This window comes from Streptomyces deserti (genome assembly GCF_054782695.1).
The window spans coordinates 104,340-119,452 of sequence record NZ_BAAGRZ010000023.1; the positions used below are offsets into that span (position 1 = coordinate 104,340).

Below are 15,113 nucleotides of genomic sequence, written 5' to 3' on the forward strand. Positions count from 1 at the left end.
ACGTCCGTCAGGGCGGTGGTCTACGTCCGTCAGCACGGCGGTCTGCGACCGTCAGGACGGCGGTCTGCGACCGTTGGCCGGTCGTCAGTCCGCTTTCGGGTGCTTGCGCATCCGCCGGTCCAGGGCCAGGGACAGTTCCGCCTCCACCACGCTGCGCGCCAGCGGGCGCAGGCGTTGGAGGTCCTCCTCGGGGGCGTGGCGCAGGATCAGGTCGGCGAAGAGTCCGGCGAGGGCATCGGCGTGCCGACGGACCTGTTTGCCGGCCGCCAGGACCTCCGCGAGCGGGATGCCCTCGCGGACCAGCGCCGACGACACGTCCAGCAGGCGGCGGCTGATGTGGACGATCTCGTCGCCGTCGGTGCCGAGGTAACCGAGTTCCATCGCGGCGGCCAGGTTCTCGGGGGTGGCCTCGCCCTCGAAGCGGGCCGCGAGTTCCTCGGGGGTGAGGCGGACCGGCTCCTCCTCGGTGGGGGCGCCGACGCCGAGCAGGTCGGCGACGTCCCGGCCGTGGTCGAAGGCCTCCGCGAGTTCCGCGATGCCGCTGAGCGTGTGGCCGCGTTCCAGGAGCGCGCTGATCGTGCGCAGGCGGGCCAGGTGGTGGTCGTCGTACCAGGCGATACGGCCCTCGCGGCGCGGTGGCGGGAGCAGCTTGCGTTCGCGGTAGAAGCGCACGGTGCGCACCGTGATGCCGGCCAGGCGGGCCAGCTCTTCCATGCGGTATTCACGCTTCTCGGCCACCACCGCACCTTAAGTCGTACCGGCGGTAACTTTCCTCGCCCGCCCCCTACCGGTCGGTACGGACCTCCTCTACCCTCCCCATTGCGCCAGTGTTCACTGGCGTGGTTCCGGGTGGTCCGTGGAGGCGTACGCATGACCGAACACGAACATGTACGGGTCGCGGTGGTCGGGTCCGGGTTCGGCGGGCTGGGGGCCGCCGTGCGGCTGCGCCGCGAGGGGGTCACCGACTTCGTCGTCCTGGAGCGGGCGGACAGTGTCGGCGGCACCTGGCGGGACAACAGCTATCCGGGGTGCGCGTGTGACGTGCCGTCACATCTGTACTCGTTCTCCTTCGCTCCCAACCCCGACTGGCCGCGCGCCTTCTCCGGGCAGGAGCACATCCGCGCCTACCTGGAGCACGTGACCGACGTCTTCGGGCTGCGGCCGCACATCCGCTTCAACTCGGAGGTGACGCGGATGACCTGGAACGGCGAGCGGCTGTGCTGGGACATCGAGACCACCGGCGGGAACCTGTCCGCCGACCTCGTCGTGTCCGCCACCGGGCCGTTGTCCGAACCGAAGATCCCGGCCATCCCCGGGCTGGACTCCTTCCCGGGCAAGGTCTTCCACTCCGCCCGCTGGGACCACGACTACGACCTCACCGGCAAGCGGGTCGCGATGGTGGGGACGGGGGCTTCCGCGATTCAGATCGTGCCCTCCATCCAGCCCGTGGTCGGCCGCCTCACCCTCTTCCAGCGCACCCCGCCGTGGGTGCTGCCCCGCGTCGACCGCGCCATCAGCGGCGCCGAGCGCTGGCTGCACCGGCGGCTGCCCGCCACCGCCCGGTTGCGCCGCGGACTGCTGTGGGGCATCCGGGAGTTGCAGGTCCAGGCGTTCACCAAGCACCCCAACGAGCTCGGCTTCGTCGAGCAGTTGGCCAAGCGCAACATGGGCCGCGCCATCAAGGACCCGGCCCTGCGTGCCAGGCTCACCCCCGACTACCGCATCGGCTGCAAGCGGATCCTGCTGTCCAGCGACTACTACCCGGCGCTCGCCCGGCCGAATGTGGACGTCGTCGCGAGCGGGCTCTGCGAGGTCAGCGGCTCGAAGGTCGTCGCCTCGGACGGCAGCGAGGCCGAGGTCGACGCGATCGTCTTCGGTACGGGCTTCCACGTCACCGACATGCCCATCGCCGAGCGGGTCGTCGGGGCGGAGGGCAGGACCCTCGCCGAGGTCTGGAAGGGCGGGATGGAGGCCCTGCGCGGTGCCAGTGCCGCCGGTTTCCCCAACTGGATGACGATCATCGGGCCCAACACCGGCCTGGGGAACTCGTCCATGATCCTCATGATCGAGTCCCAGCTGAACTACCTGGCCGACTTCGTCCGGCAGCTCGACGTCCTCGGCGGCCGGGTCGCCCTCGACGCCCGCCCGAGCGCCGTACGGGCCTGGAACCACAAGGTGCAGGAGCGCATGAAGCGCACCGTGTGGAACACCGGCGGCTGCACCAGCTGGTACCTCGACGCGAGCGGCCGCAACACCACCATCTGGCCCGGCACGACGAGCGAGTTCCGCCGGGCGACGCGGCGGGTGGACCTGACGGAGTACGACGTCCTGCGCGCCCCCGCCAGGCGGAACACTCCGGCGGAGGTGGGTGCGTGAGCCGCCTCATGCATGTGGCCTCCGGCCCGTACGCCCCGCCCGCCCCCGCCCGCGAACTGACCGCCGTCTCCGCCGACGGCGCCCGGCTGCACGTCGAGGTGCACGGGCCCGAGGGAGCGCCCGCGGTCGTCCTCGCCCACGGCTGGACCTGCTCGACCGCCTTCTGGGCGGCCCAGATCCGGGACCTGGCCGCCGACCACCGGGTCATCGCCTACGACCAGCGCGGTCACGGCCGCAGCCCGGCCAGTCCCGCGTGCAGCCCAGAGGCGCTCGCCGACGACCTGGAGGCCGTACTGGAGGCGACGCTCGCCCCCGGCGAGAAGGCCGTCGTCGCCGGGCACTCCATGGGCGGGATGACCGTGCTGGCCGCCTCCGCCCGGGCCGGCTTCCGCGCACACGTGGCAGCGGTTCTGCTGTGCAGTACGGGCAGTTCGCAGCTGGTGGCCGCCTCGACCGTCGTACCCCTGGGGGCCGGGCGGCTGCGGACCTGGCTGACCCGGCGGATCCTCGGCTCCCGCGCGCCGCTCGGGCCGGTCACACCACTGGCCCGCCGGATCCTCAAGTACGGGACCATGGGCCCCGCTTCGGCCCCGCACATGGTCGAGGCCTGCGCCCGCATCGTGCACGCCTGCCCCCGCAAGGTGCGCCACGCCTGGTCGCACGTCCTCGACCTGCTCGATCTCGACCACGCTGTACGGCAGTTGGCGGTGCCGACGGAGGTGGTCGTCGGTACGGCCGACCGGCTCACCCCGCCGGTGCACGCGCGCTCGATCGCCGCCGCACTGCCGCACTGCGCCGGACTCACCGAGCTGCCCGGCATCGGCCACATGACGCCGGTCGAGGCGCCGGAACTGGTCAGCGGGAAGATACGCGAACTCGTCAGCGCCTACCTCAAGATCAAAGAGGTCAAAGAGGTCAACGAGATCGACGAGATCGACGAGACACAGCAGCTCGACGTGATCGACGAGACCCACGCGATCGATGAGTCGGACGCGATCGACGAGACCGACGACATCAAGGAGAGCGCATGAGCCGGGTGAGTCTCGAAGGGCGGGTCGCCGTCGTCACCGGAGCGGCGCGGGGCGTGGGGGAGTTGCTGGCCCGCAAGCTCTCCGCGCGCGGGGTGAGGGTGGCGCTGGTCGGGCTGGAGCCGGACGCGCTCAAGCAGGTCTCCGAGCGGCTGCACAGCGACAGCGCGCACTGGTACGCCGACGTCACCGACCACGAGGCGATGGCCCAGGTGGCCCGGGAGGTCAAGGACCGCTTCGGCAGGGTCGACATCGTCGTCGCCAACGCCGGTGTGGCCACGGGCGGTCCGTTCGCCGACTCCGACCCCGAGGCCTGGCGGCGGGTCATCGAGGTGAACCTCATCGGATCGGCGGTGACGGCCCGCGCCTTCCTGCCGCTGCTGAGGGAGAGCCGGGGGTACCTGCTCCAGATCGCCTCGCTCGCAGCGATCACCCCGGCGCCGATGATGACCGCGTACTGCGCGTCCAAGTCCGGCGTGGAGGCGTACGCGCACAGCCTGCGGGCCGAAGTCGGGTACCAGGGCGTGAAGGTCGGCGTCGCGTATCTGTCCTGGACCGACACCGACATGGTGCGCGGGGCCGACCAGGACGACGTGATGCGGGAGTTGAGGCAGCGGCTGCCGTGGCCGGCCGGCAAGACCTATCCGCTGGGGCCGGCGGTGGACCGCATCGTGGCCGGGATCGAGCGGCGGTCGAGCCATGTGTACGGGCAGTGGTGGCTGCGGGGCATGCAGGGCGTGCGCGGGTATCTGCCCGGGCTCGTCGGGACCGTGGGGCAGCGGGAGATGCGGCGGTTCGCGGACCGGCTGAACGGCGTGCGTACGGGGTTGGTCGGGGCGGGCGGTGCGGCCGATGAGCAGCACCGAACTACGTACCGTGACTGATCGACATGCGTACGGTCACCCCCCGTGTGAATCTGGTCGAGCCAGATCCCCTCACCCCCACGGGAGTGAACCCACATGGGCATGAAGGACCAGTTCCAGGAGAAGTCCGAGCAGTGGCAGCAGCAGGCCAAGCAGAAGGCCGAGCAGGCCAAGGAGCGGCTGCAGGAGCGCGGCGAGCGCGGTGAGCGCGGTGAGCGTGGCGAGCGCGGCCGTCGTCGTGAGGACGAGATGGACCCGTCGCAGCGGGAGGCCGAGGAGCGGCTCGACCGGGATTACGACCGGGACTACGAGTAACCGCTGCGAAACGCTGCGCTTGGCTGAGCCGGTGAGTGTGGGGTGCCCTCCTTCTGGAGGGCACCCTGCGTTTTTGTCATGGTTGGCGAATGCCTTGTCGGGTGCGGGTGGGTGGAGGCTTGTCGCGCAGTTCCCCGCGCCCCTTTGGGGCGTTGCCCTGCCGGCGGTTACATCCTCGGCGGCAGCTTCGGGCGGGAACGGTCCGGTACGTCGCTGTACGTGGGCGGGATCGCCGGAGGGTTCGTCTCCAGGAGTTCCAGGGCGAGTCGGACCGCGTCGTCGAGTTGGGCGTAGCGGCCTTCCGCCCAGTCCAGGGGGGTGCGCAGGACGTCGACGTCGGGGGTGACGCCCTTGTTCTCGACGGACCAGCCGTACGCGTCGAACCAGGCCGCGTTCATCGGGACCGTGATCACCGTGCCGTCGCCCAGGCGGTGGCGGCCGGTCATGCCGACCACGCCGCCCCAGGTGCGCTGCCCGACCACCGGGCCGAGTTTCAGCAGCTTGAAGGCGGCTGTGATCATGTCGCCGTCGGAGGACGTCGCCTCGTCCGCCAGAGCCACCACCGGACCCCTCGGCGCATTCGACGTGTACGACACCGGCTGGGCGTTGCGGGTGAGGTCCCAGCCCAGGATCGTGCGGGTCAGTTTCTCGATGACGAGTTCGCTGATGTGGCCGCCGGCGTTGCCGCGTACGTCCACGATCAGTGCCGGGCGGGAGACCTCCATGCGCAGGTCGCGGTTGAACTGCGCCCAGCCGGAGCCGCCCATGTCCGGGATGTGCAGATAGCCGCAGCGGCCGCCGCTCAACTCACGGACGACGGCACGGCGTTTGGCGACCCAGTCCTGGTAGCGCAGGGGGCGTTCGTCGATGAGCGGGACGACGGCGACCCGGCGGGGCGGGCCCTCGCCCTCCGCAGGGGCGAAGGTCAGCTCGACCGTCGTACCGCCGGAGCCCGCCAGCAGGGGGTACGGGCCCGCCACCGGGTCCACCGGGCGGCCGTCGACGTGGGTCAGGATCGCGCCCTCGCGGATGCCCGTGCCGGCCAGCGGGGAGCGGGCCTTGGAGTCGGAGGATTCGCCGGGCAGGATCCGCTTGACCATCCAGCCCCCGTCCCGGTGGACGAAGTTGGCGCCCAGCAGGCCCTGCCAGCGCTGGTAGTGCGCCGGGCCCTCGTTGCGGCGGGCGGCGGCGACGTACGCGTGTGAAGTGCCCAGCTCGCCCAGGACTTCGCGCAGGAGGTCCGCGAACTCGTCGGGGGAGGCGACCCGTTCGACCAGCGGGCGGTACTGGTCCAGCACCGCGTCCCAGTCGATGCCGCACATGCCGGGTTCCCAGAAGTAGGCGCGGATCAGGCGCCCGGCCTCCTCGTACGCCTGGCGCCACTCGGCGGCCGGGTCCACCTGGTGCAGGATGCGGCGCAGGTCGATCCAGGTGGTGGAGTCGCTGTCGCCGGGCTCGGTGGTGGGCACCGCGCGCAGGTCGCCCTCGTCGAGCAGGACCAGCCGGGTGCCGTCGCCGCTGACCGCGAACCAGTCCAGGTGGGCGACGAGTTCGGACTTCTTGGCCTTGGACAGGTTGAAGTACTCCAGGGTCGGCCGTTCGCTCGGGTCGTCCGGGTTGGCGAAGGTCTCGCCCAGCGCGCCCGAGATCGGCCAGCGCAGCCAGACCAGACCGCCGCCCGCGACCGGGTACAGCGCCGAGTACTTGGAGGCGGTGACGGGGAAGGGAGTGACCCGGCTCTCCAGGCCCTCGACCTCGACGGTCACCGCACCGGCCTCGCCGGTCTCCTCCTCGTCCAGCGGGTCCAGACCGCCGGCGGCCGGGCGGCCCTCGGGGTTGAGGGCGAAGGGGGACGGGGTCGCCGACGACAGCGGCACCAGGTACGGCCGGCAGCCCAGCGGGAAGGACAGGTCGCCGGTGTGAACGTCGTACACCGGGTCGAAGCCGCGCCACGACAGGAAGGCGAGGTAGCGGCCGTCCCGGGTGAACACCGGGTTCTCGTCCTCGAAGCGGCCGTTGGTGACGTCGACGATGAACCTGTCCTTGATGCGGGCCAGTTTGATCTGCCGCAGGGAGCGGCCGATCCCCGGGTGCGACCAGGTCAGCCACGTCCCGTCCGGGGAGAAGGCCAGGTCGCGCACCGGCCCGTTGATCGACCGGATCAGCTCGGTGACCTCGCCGTCCGGTGCCTCGGTGTCGGCCTCGCCGTCCGGTGTCTCGTCGGCCTCGCCGTCCGGTGTTTCGTCGACGTCGCCGTCCGGTGTCTCGTCGCCCCTGCCCTCCGGCTCCTCGCCGACGTCGCGTTCCGGCGCCTGGCCGGCCCCGCTCTCCGTTGCCTCGCCGATGTCGCCTCCCGCTTCCCCGCCGCCCGCGGCGGAAGCCGCGTCATCGGAGGGCACGGTGATCAGCAGCAGCCGCCCGTCGTGCGAGGCGACCGCCAGCCGCTCGCCCTCCGGGTCCGCCACCAGCTCCAGCACCCGGCCCAGCCGCCCCGAGGCCAGCCGCCGGGGCGGCTGGGCGCCGGTCGCCCGGGGCAGGTGGGCGATCTCGATCGCGTCCTCGCCCTCCGCGTCCGTCACATACGCCACCTGCCCGCTCTCGCCGAGCATCTCCGGCATCCGCACCCGCACGCCCGGGGTGTCGGTGAGCGTGCGCGCCGGCCCGTCCCGGTGGGTCAGCCAGTACAGGCTGCCGCGTACGACGACGGCGCTCGCGCGGCCCGTGTCGTCGACGGAGATCCCGTCGACGTGCTGCGCCGCGGGCACCTGATACCTGCGCCGTCCCGCGCGCGGCCCGCTCAGCCGTACGTCGATCCGCCGGGGCCGGGAGTCCGGGGCCAGGTCGTCGACGATCCACAGGTCCCCGGCGCACTGGTACACCACGCGCGTGCCGTCACTGGAGGCGTGCCGGGCGTAGAAGGCGTCGTGGTCGGTGTGGCGGCGCAGGTCGGAGCCGTCGTAGGCGCACGAGTAGAGGTTGCCGACGCCCTCGTGGTCGGAGAGGAAGGCGATCCGGCCGCCGACGAACATGGGGGAGTGCAGGTGGCCGTGCAGATCGGCCAGGAGCCGTTGCCCGTGCAGCCACAGGCGGCCCATGGCGCCGCCCCGGTAGCGCTTCCAGGCGGCCGGTTCGTGCGGTGGGGTGCCGGTGAGGAGCAGGGTCTTCCGCTCGCCCTCGATCTCGGCGACCTGGATGTCGGCGACCGGCCCCCAGGGGAGCTTGCGGCCCGGGTCGCCGTCGGGGGAGACCTTGTAGGCCCAGGTGAAGTAGGAGAAGGGCTCGCCGTGCGAGGCCACGGCGAGGATGGCCCCGTCCGGGTCCCAGCCGCACACGCGCGTGTCGGCGCTGCCCCAGTAGCTGAGCTGGCGGCCCGGGCCGCCGTCCACCGGCACCAGGTGGACCTCCGGCACCAGGCTGCGCCAGCTCGTGTACGCGAGGTGGCGGCCGTCGGGGGAGAAGCGGGGGTGGCCGGCCTTGGTGCGGTCGACAGTGAGCCGCCAGGCGCGGCCGGGCCCGTCGAGGGGCGCGAGCCAGAGGTCGTCCTCGGCCACGAAGCACAGGAGATCGCCATGAAGGTGCGGGAGGCGCAGATAGCTCACCTCACCATGCTTTGCCTGGGGACGGGCCGGGGCAAATCGTGCCGAAGTGGACGGCGTGAGGCGGCGTGACACGGCACACGTACGAAACAGTTTCGTTTTCATCGAGGGTGCGCTACATTCGTGACGTACGAAACCGTGTCGTTCGGAGCAGGAAGGTGAGAGGGATGACTGAGGTCGCGACGCCGCGTCGCAGTCGGATCACTCCCGAGCGCGAGGCCGAGCTGTACGAGGCCGTGCTCGACCTGCTCCGCGAGGTCGGCTACGACGCCCTCACCATGGACGCCGTGGCCGCCCGCACCCGGTCCAGCAAGGCGACGCTCTACCGCCAGTGGGGCGGCAAGGCCGAGCTGGTCGTGAAGGCCATCCGGCACAGCAAGCCCGGCAAGATCGACGAGATCGACACCGGGTCCCTGCGAGGCGACCTGCACGCTGTGCTGACGCAGGACGACGACTGCACCATCGAGCAGAACTCCGCGCTGATGCGGGGCGTGGCCATGGCGCTGCACAACCACCCGGACCTGCGCCAGGCGTTCCGGGAGCAGCTGATCGAACCGGAGATGGCGGAGTTCCGGCGTGTGATCCAGCGCGCCGTCGACCGGGGGGAGGTCCGCCCGGACTGCCCGGCGCTGGACTTCCTGCTGCACATGATGGTCGGGGGCTTCGCCACCCGCGCGCTGCTCGACGACCAGCCGCCGACCCAGGCCTTCCTCGTCTCGTACGTGGACGCCGTGGTCCTCCCCGCCCTCGGCGTCACCACGCACTGACACGTCCCCGTAAGTCAGACCTCGTACATAGGTCAGACCTCGTAAGTCAGCCACCACCTGACGTCACCGCTCACGTCGTCGGGCTGATCACCCCTGCCCTGAAGTACCCAACGACCTGACCGGGAGTACGCCCTCGTGGCCACATTCCTCTACAAACTCGGCCGGCTCGCCTTCCGGCGACGGCACTTCGTCGCCCTGATATGGGCGGCGCTGCTGACGCTCGCGGGCGTCGGCGCGGCCAGCGCCCCCGCCGCGGGCTCCACCTCCTTCTCCATCCCCGGCACGGAGGCCCAGAAGGCCTTCGACCTGCTGGAAGAGCGCTTCCCCGGGATGAGTGCCGACGGCGCCACCGCGCGTGTCGTCTTCAAGGCGCCCGGTGGCGAGAAGATGACCGACGCCGGCAACAAGGCGACCGTCGAGAAGACGGTGAAGGAGCTGTCCGACGGCTCCGAGGTCGCCTCCGTCACCGACCCGTACCAGGCGAAGGCCGTCAGCAAGGACGGCACGATCGCCTACACGCAGGTCAAGTACAAGGTATCCGGCATGGAGCTTCAGGACGCCACCAAGGACGCCCTGGAGGACGCCGCGCAGGACGCGCGGGACGCCGGGCTGACCGTGGAGGTCGGCGGTGACGCGCTGCAGGCGGTCCCGCACACCGGCACCGCCGAGATCATCGGCATCGCGATCGCCGCGGTGGTCCTCGTCATCACCTTCGGCTCCCTGCTCGCGGCCGGCCTGCCGCTGCTGACCGCCCTCATCGGCGTCGGCATCGGCGTCTCCACGATCGCCGCCCTGGCCAGCGCCCTGGACCTCGGCTCCACCACATCGACCCTCGCCACGATGATCGGCCTCGCGGTCGGCATCGACTACGCCCTCTTCATCGTCTCCCGGTACCGCGCCGAGCTGGCCGAGGGCCGCGAACGCGAGGAGGCGGCCGGCCGGGCCGTGGGCACGGCGGGCTCCGCGGTGGTCTTCGCGGGCCTGACGGTCGTGATCGCGCTGGTCGGCCTGGCCGTCGTCAACATCCCGATGCTGACGAAGATGGGCCTCGCGGCGGCGGGCACCGTGGCGATCGCCGTGCTGATCGCCCTGACGATGATCCCGGCCCTCCTGGGCTACGCGGGCCGCAGGGTCCGCCCGGCGGGCCAGAAGAGCAAGCTGCTCGGCGGTGGGCGTGAGCCCAGGAAACCGGGGCGCCCGAACATGGGCACGCGCTGGGCGAGCTTCGTCGTACGCCGCCCGCTCGCGGTCCTGCTGCTGGGCGTCGTCGGCTTGGGCGCGGCGGCCGTCCCGGCGGCCTCGCTGGAGCTGGGCCTGCCCGACGACGGCTCGCAGCCGACGTCGACCACCCAGCGCCGCGCCTACGACCTGCTGTCCGAGGGCTTCGGCCCCGGCTTCAACGGCCCGCTGATGGTCGTGGTCGACGCGAAGAACAGCGACGACCCGCAGGCGGTCTTCGGTGACGTGGCCGACGGGATCAAGGGCCTCGAGGACGTCGTCACGGTGACCCCGCCGGTGCCCAACAAGGCCGGTGACACGGCCACGATCACCGTGATCCCCGACTCCAAGCCGTCGTCGGTGACGACGGAGGACCTCGTGCACGCCATCCGCGACACGGGCACCGAGGTGAAGGCCGACACCGACGCGAACGTCCTGGTCACCGGCACGACGGCGATGAACATCGACGTCAGCCAGAAGCTCAACGACGCCCTCGTCCCGTACCTGATCCTGGTGGTGGGCCTGGCCTTCCTCCTCCTGATCGTGGTCTTCCGCTCGATCCTCGTCCCGCTGAAGGCGGCCCTCGGCTTCCTGCTGAGCGTGATGGCGGCCCTGGGTGCCGTGGTCGCGGTCTTCCAGTGGGGCTGGCTGTCCGGCCTGATGGGCGTCGAGGAGACCGGTCCGGTCATGTCGATGATGCCGATCTTCATGGTCGGTGTGGTCTTCGGCCTGGCGATGGACTACGAGGTGTTCCTCGTGACCCGGATGCGGGAGGCCTACGTCCACGGCGAGAAGCCCAGCCAGGCCGTCGTGACCGGCTTCAGGCACGGCGCGCGGGTCGTCACCGCGGCGGCCGTGATCATGATGGCGGTGTTCGCCGGCTTCATCGGCTCCAGCGAGTCCATGGTCAAGATGATCGGCTTCGGCCTGGCGGTCGCGGTCTTCTTCGACGCGTTCGTCGTCCGCATGGCCATCGTCCCGGCGGTCCTGGCCCTCCTCGGCAGGAAGGCCTGGTGGCTGCCGAAGTGGCTCGACCGCGCCCTGCCCAACGTGGACGTCGAGGGCGAGGGCCTGCGCACGGACGCCGACCGGAAGAAGGACCAGGACCCGGACGAGAACCGGGAACTGGTCCGCGCCTGACGGCGACGGCTCGCAGAACCAGCCGGTGAGGGCTCCGTGGGGACGGGCGCTCTCACCGGCTTCCTCTTTTGCTGCTCACTGCCCGGGGGCGGCCGGGTCCTCGGCGAAGACCTCGTCGGTGGAGGTGGCGGTGATGGCGCGGTCGAACCAGCGGGTGAGGTGTCGAGGTCGGTGCAGGAGGTGATGCGGTCGCGGTTGTCGGAATTCCAGTCGAGTTGGTCGTGATCACCCCTGTGGGTGACGGGTTGCCGTACTCGCCGTGCTGAGCTCCGCCCAGACCGTCTTGCGCGGGTACGGCCCCGGTGCCGTGCCCCAGCGGTCGGCCAGGGCGTCCACGAGGAGCAGTCCCCGACCGGAGTCGGCGTGCGGGGCCGCCGGGCCGAGGCGGGGGAGGCGGTCCCCGCACGTGTCCGTGACCTCGATGCGGAGGGTGTCGCCGACGACGTAGAGCGTCAGGCGGAAGTCCCGGCCGGGGACACGCCCGTGGGTGGCGGCGTTGGCGGCGAGCTCGGCGACGATCTGCTGTGCGGGCTCCAACGGCAGCTCCCAGGCGCGGAGTTGCTCGGTGGCGAGGAGACGGGCCAGGCGGGCGCCGCGGGGCGGGTGGGAGAGCAGCAGGCTGAAGTTGCGCACGGTGGCGGTGAGTTCGTTTTCAGGGGCAGCCATCTCTTGATTCATGTCACTCAGAGTGGCGGAGCCTGCGTACGGTGACTGGTGGCAGCGCGTGTGCGTACGGCTACTGTCCGGCGTTTGTCTCGTGCTGTCCCGGCTGTCCCGGTGGTTGTGCGGGTACGGGTGCGCGACGGAGGTGGAGCGATGAACGACGGTGTGGACGAAGCGGGTTGGGGCATCGAGCCGGGTGACGAGATGGAGCCGCTCGTCCAGGCGGTGGGGAAGATGATCAAGGTCTGTCGGGAGTCGGCCGGGATGGGGGCGGCCGACTTCGGCGACGCCATGGGCTACGGCGAAGACATGATTCGCAAGATGGAACGCGGCGTGCGCATCCCCCGGCCGGAGTTCCTGGCCGGGCGGACCAGGTCCTCAAGGCGCAGGGACATCTGCGGGCGTTCATGAAGGACATGGAGAAGGCTCGGTATCCGAAAAAGGTACGGGAGCTATGGGAGTTGGAGGGGCGGGCGGAGGAGCTGCTCTTCTACAGCAGCCACAACATCCATGGGTTGTTGCAGACGCCGGAGTACATGCGGGCGCTGTTCGAGATGAGGCAGCCCGCGCACACCCCGGAAGAGGTGGAGCGCGGAATGGCCGCACGAGTGGCTCGAAGGGCGATCTTCGAACGGGAGCCCGCCCCGACGCTCAGTTTTGTCCAGGAACAGGTGACGCTGGAACGCCCTATCGGCGGTAAGGCAGTGCTTCGTCGGCAGCTCGAACACCTTGTGAAGCTAGCGCAGTTGCGGAACGTTACGCTCCAGGTCATGCCCACCGACCTGGAGGAGCACGCCGGGTCGTCGGGCCGGATTCAGTTGCTGAAGTTCGCTGACGGCACGGCGATCGGACGCTGCGCTGGCGCGTTCAACGGGCGCCCGGTCGAGAACCCCAAGGATCTCCGGATCCTTGAGCTTCGCTATGGCATGATCCGGGCGCAGGCTCTCCCACCGAGGGAGTCACTGGCCTTCATCGAGCAAGCGCTGGGGAGACCATGAGCACCGCACAACTCCACTGGTTCAAGAGCAGTTACAGCGACACCGACGACATCAACGACTGCGTCGAGGTCGCCACCACCCCCGCCAGGATCCACGTCCGCGACTCCAAGGCCCCCGACACCCAGCAGGTAACGGTCGCCTCCACCACCTGGGCCGACTTCCTCACGTACGTCACGAAGTAACGGTCGGGGCCGCCCGAGGAGCGGCCCAGCCGTAACCCACTCGCGTGTCCCATACACGCACCGCTACCGTGCCCCCCATGACGACAGCCACCACTGACGCCCAGGACGAGAACTCCGGAGCCCACCCCCGTTTCGCAGCAGCTCTGCGTGACCTCGGGCTCGCGGACCTCATCGCTCAGGTCCGCCGTTTCCCGGAGGCCACCCGGACCGCCGCCGAGGCCGCCGCCGCGATCGGGTGTGAGCTCAGTCAGATCTGCAAGTCGTTGATCTTCGCGGCGGACGGCGTGCCCGTGCTCGTCCTCATGGACGGGGCCTCCCGGGTCGACGTGGAGCGCGTGAGGCAGGAGCTCGGTGCCGGGGCCGTCACCCGGGCCAAGGCCGACGTCGTACGGAACACCACCGGGTACGCCATCGGCGGCGTACCGCCCTTCGGGCACAAGCAGAGGACGCGGGTCCTCGCGGATCGGTCCCTTCTCGACCACGAGACGGTGTGGGCGGCCGCCGGTACGCCCTACACCGTCTTCCCCATGGAGCCCAAGACGCTCATCGCCCACGCGGGCGGCACCCTCGTGGACGTGCGCGAGCGCTCCGCGTGACGCCGCTGGTCACGACCGCCGTCCTGCTCGCCGCCGTCACGCACGCCAGCTGGAACGCCATCGCGCACCGGATCACCGACAAGCTCGTCGGGTTCACGCTGATATCCGGCGGCGGGGTGCTGATCGGGCTGGCCGTGGCGCCGTTCGTGGCGTTTCCGGCGGGCGGGGCGTGGCCGTATCTGCTCGGCTCCGCCGCGATTCACATCGCGTACTACGCGCTGCTGATGAAGTCCTTCCGGCTGGGGGACTTCGGGCAGGCCTACCCGATCGCGCGCGGCAGCGCGCCCCTGGTCGTGACCGTGCTCGCCGCCGTCTTCGCGCACGAGGTGCCCGACGGATGGGCCGCCGCCGGGATCGCGGTGTCCTGCGCGGGGCTGACCGGCGTCGCCCTGTGGTGGCTGCGCGGGCGCCGGCCCGACTGGGCGGCGATCGGGGCCGCACTCGCCACCGGGCTGACCATCGCCGCGTACACCGTCGTCGACGGGCTCGGCGTGCGCGCCTCCGGCTCCTCCCTGGGGTACGTCGCCTGGCTGATGGCGGTGCAGGGCGTGGTCATCCCGGCGTACGCCCTGAGCCGCTGGCGCAAGGCGACCGGCGCCATGCTGCGGCCGTACGCCCGGCTGGGACTGCTCGGCGCCGTCCTGTCCGTCGCCGCGTACGCCCTGGTCCTGTGGGCGCAGACCCGGGCGGAGCTCGCGCCCATCGCCGCCCTGCGGGAGTCGTCCATCATCGTGGGCGCGGCGATCGGGGCGCTGTTCTTCAAGGAGGAGTTCGGCGCCCCGAGGATCGTCGCGGCAGGTCTGGTGGTCGTCGGGATCGGTCTGATGCTGCACGCCGGGTAGGGCGCCGAGTTGAACGTACGTGTGCCCATCGGTCCTCTCCCTCAGGCGTCTCCTACGGACAGACGGCCCAGGATGGGAACTCATCGCTCGCCCTCAGTGCGTGCGTCCGTACGCCGTGAGGAGCACTCTGGAACTAGGTGTTCCGGAGGTGATCGTCATGGCAATGCACACCGCTGTGGGATGGCACGTCGAGCTGGAGTTCAAGGAGGACGACCAGCACACGAAGGCGGTCGCGCTGGTGCGGCTGCCCGACGGCAGCGAGGTACGGGCGCACGGACACGCGACCCGGCACCGCACCGACGCGAATCAGCCGAGGGTCGGGGAGGAGATCGCCGGGGCCCGGGCGCTCAACGAGCTCGCCATGCGTCTGCTGACCAAGGCGCACGACGAGATCGACCAGGCGTCGGGACGGACCTCGCACCCGATCCACATCTAGACGAGTAGTTCCGATGTGGCTCAGTGGTCGTAAGCGATCAGTGACCTGGTGATGGGTGCGCCGATGGTGCGGTTGTGCCACATCGCACAGGTC

General features: G+C 70.8%; 13 protein-coding genes and 1 pseudogene. 11 read left to right on the forward strand and 3 right to left on the reverse strand.

The window, feature by feature from the left end:
- Nucleotides 1-84 precede the first annotated feature (84 nt).
- A complete protein-coding gene (locus ACYVMZ_RS29320; protein ID WP_461084911.1) occupies nucleotides 85-738 on the reverse strand; it encodes a MerR family transcriptional regulator in 654 nt (217 codons plus the stop codon).
- A 132-nt stretch (nucleotides 739-870) separates the two neighbouring features.
- Between ACYVMZ_RS29320 and ACYVMZ_RS29325 the strand changes: the two genes are divergently transcribed.
- The 4 genes from ACYVMZ_RS29325 (at nucleotide 871) to ACYVMZ_RS29340 (ending at nucleotide 4,582) form a co-directional block, all read left to right on the forward strand.
- Nucleotides 871-2,376, forward strand: a complete 1,506-nt coding sequence (locus ACYVMZ_RS29325) for a flavin-containing monooxygenase (protein WP_461084913.1) — start codon at nucleotides 871-873, stop codon at nucleotides 2,374-2,376.
- Entirely contained in the window at nucleotides 2,373-3,407 is a 1,035-nt protein-coding gene (locus ACYVMZ_RS29330) for an alpha/beta fold hydrolase (RefSeq protein ID WP_461084915.1), read from the forward strand. Before ACYVMZ_RS29325 ends, ACYVMZ_RS29330 begins: the two co-directional genes overlap by 4 nt.
- Nucleotides 3,404-4,288, forward strand: coding sequence for an SDR family oxidoreductase (locus ACYVMZ_RS29335; protein WP_461084917.1), 885 nt, complete (start codon nucleotides 3,404-3,406; stop codon nucleotides 4,286-4,288). The genes ACYVMZ_RS29330 and ACYVMZ_RS29335 overlap by 4 nt, the downstream gene beginning before the upstream one ends.
- 75 nt (nucleotides 4,289-4,363) lie before the next feature.
- Complete coding sequence (locus ACYVMZ_RS29340) at nucleotides 4,364-4,582, forward strand: hypothetical protein (RefSeq protein WP_461084919.1); 219 nt, start codon at nucleotides 4,364-4,366, stop codon at nucleotides 4,580-4,582.
- Between the two features lie 167 nt (nucleotides 4,583-4,749).
- On the opposite strand, the gene ACYVMZ_RS29345 is transcribed toward ACYVMZ_RS29340, so the two are convergent.
- Nucleotides 4,750-8,181: a S41 family peptidase gene (locus ACYVMZ_RS29345; RefSeq protein ID WP_461084921.1), complete on the reverse strand. Its 3,432-nt coding sequence runs from the start codon at nucleotides 8,179-8,181 to the stop codon at nucleotides 4,750-4,752.
- A gap of 164 nt (nucleotides 8,182-8,345) precedes the next feature.
- Between ACYVMZ_RS29345 and ACYVMZ_RS29350 the strand changes: the two genes are divergently transcribed.
- Together ACYVMZ_RS29350 and ACYVMZ_RS29355 are read left to right on the forward strand one after the other, a co-directional pair.
- A complete protein-coding gene (locus tag ACYVMZ_RS29350) occupies nucleotides 8,346-8,945 on the forward strand; it encodes a TetR/AcrR family transcriptional regulator (RefSeq protein WP_461084923.1) in 600 nt (199 codons plus the stop codon).
- A gap of 135 nt (nucleotides 8,946-9,080) precedes the next feature.
- Nucleotides 9,081-11,303: an MMPL family transporter gene (locus ACYVMZ_RS29355; RefSeq protein WP_461084925.1), complete on the forward strand. Its 2,223-nt coding sequence runs from the start codon at nucleotides 9,081-9,083 to the stop codon at nucleotides 11,301-11,303.
- Between the two features lie 225 nt (nucleotides 11,304-11,528).
- Here ACYVMZ_RS29355 and ACYVMZ_RS29360 read toward each other — a convergent pair whose 3' ends face one another.
- On the reverse strand, nucleotides 11,529-11,981 hold the full coding sequence (locus tag ACYVMZ_RS29360; protein ID WP_461084927.1) for an ATP-binding protein: 453 nt from the start codon (nucleotides 11,979-11,981) through the stop codon (nucleotides 11,529-11,531).
- Nucleotides 11,982-12,119: 138 nt separating this feature from the next.
- On the opposite strand from ACYVMZ_RS29360, the pseudogene ACYVMZ_RS29365 reads away from it, so the two are divergent.
- The 5 genes and pseudogenes from ACYVMZ_RS29365 to ACYVMZ_RS29385 all read left to right on the forward strand — a co-directional run bounded on the left by ACYVMZ_RS29365 (nucleotide 12,120) and on the right by ACYVMZ_RS29385 (nucleotide 15,020).
- Nucleotides 12,120-12,964, forward strand: a pseudogene (locus ACYVMZ_RS29365) (helix-turn-helix domain-containing protein).
- Nucleotides 12,961-13,146: a DUF397 domain-containing protein gene (locus ACYVMZ_RS29370; protein WP_461084929.1), complete on the forward strand. Its 186-nt coding sequence runs from the start codon at nucleotides 12,961-12,963 to the stop codon at nucleotides 13,144-13,146. The pseudogene ACYVMZ_RS29365 and the gene ACYVMZ_RS29370 overlap by 4 nt, the downstream one beginning before the upstream one ends.
- A gap of 77 nt (nucleotides 13,147-13,223) precedes the next feature.
- Nucleotides 13,224-13,742 (forward strand): YbaK/EbsC family protein, encoded by a 519-nt coding sequence (locus ACYVMZ_RS29375; protein WP_461084931.1) that lies wholly within the window; start codon nucleotides 13,224-13,226, stop codon nucleotides 13,740-13,742.
- Nucleotides 13,739-14,584 (forward strand): EamA family transporter, encoded by an 846-nt coding sequence (locus ACYVMZ_RS29380; RefSeq protein ID WP_461084933.1) that lies wholly within the window; start codon nucleotides 13,739-13,741, stop codon nucleotides 14,582-14,584. Before ACYVMZ_RS29375 ends, ACYVMZ_RS29380 begins: the two co-directional genes overlap by 4 nt.
- Before the next feature lie 157 nt (nucleotides 14,585-14,741).
- Nucleotides 14,742-15,020, forward strand: a complete 279-nt coding sequence (locus ACYVMZ_RS29385; RefSeq protein WP_461084935.1) for a DUF1876 domain-containing protein — start codon at nucleotides 14,742-14,744, stop codon at nucleotides 15,018-15,020.
- Nucleotides 15,021-15,113 lie beyond the last annotated feature (93 nt).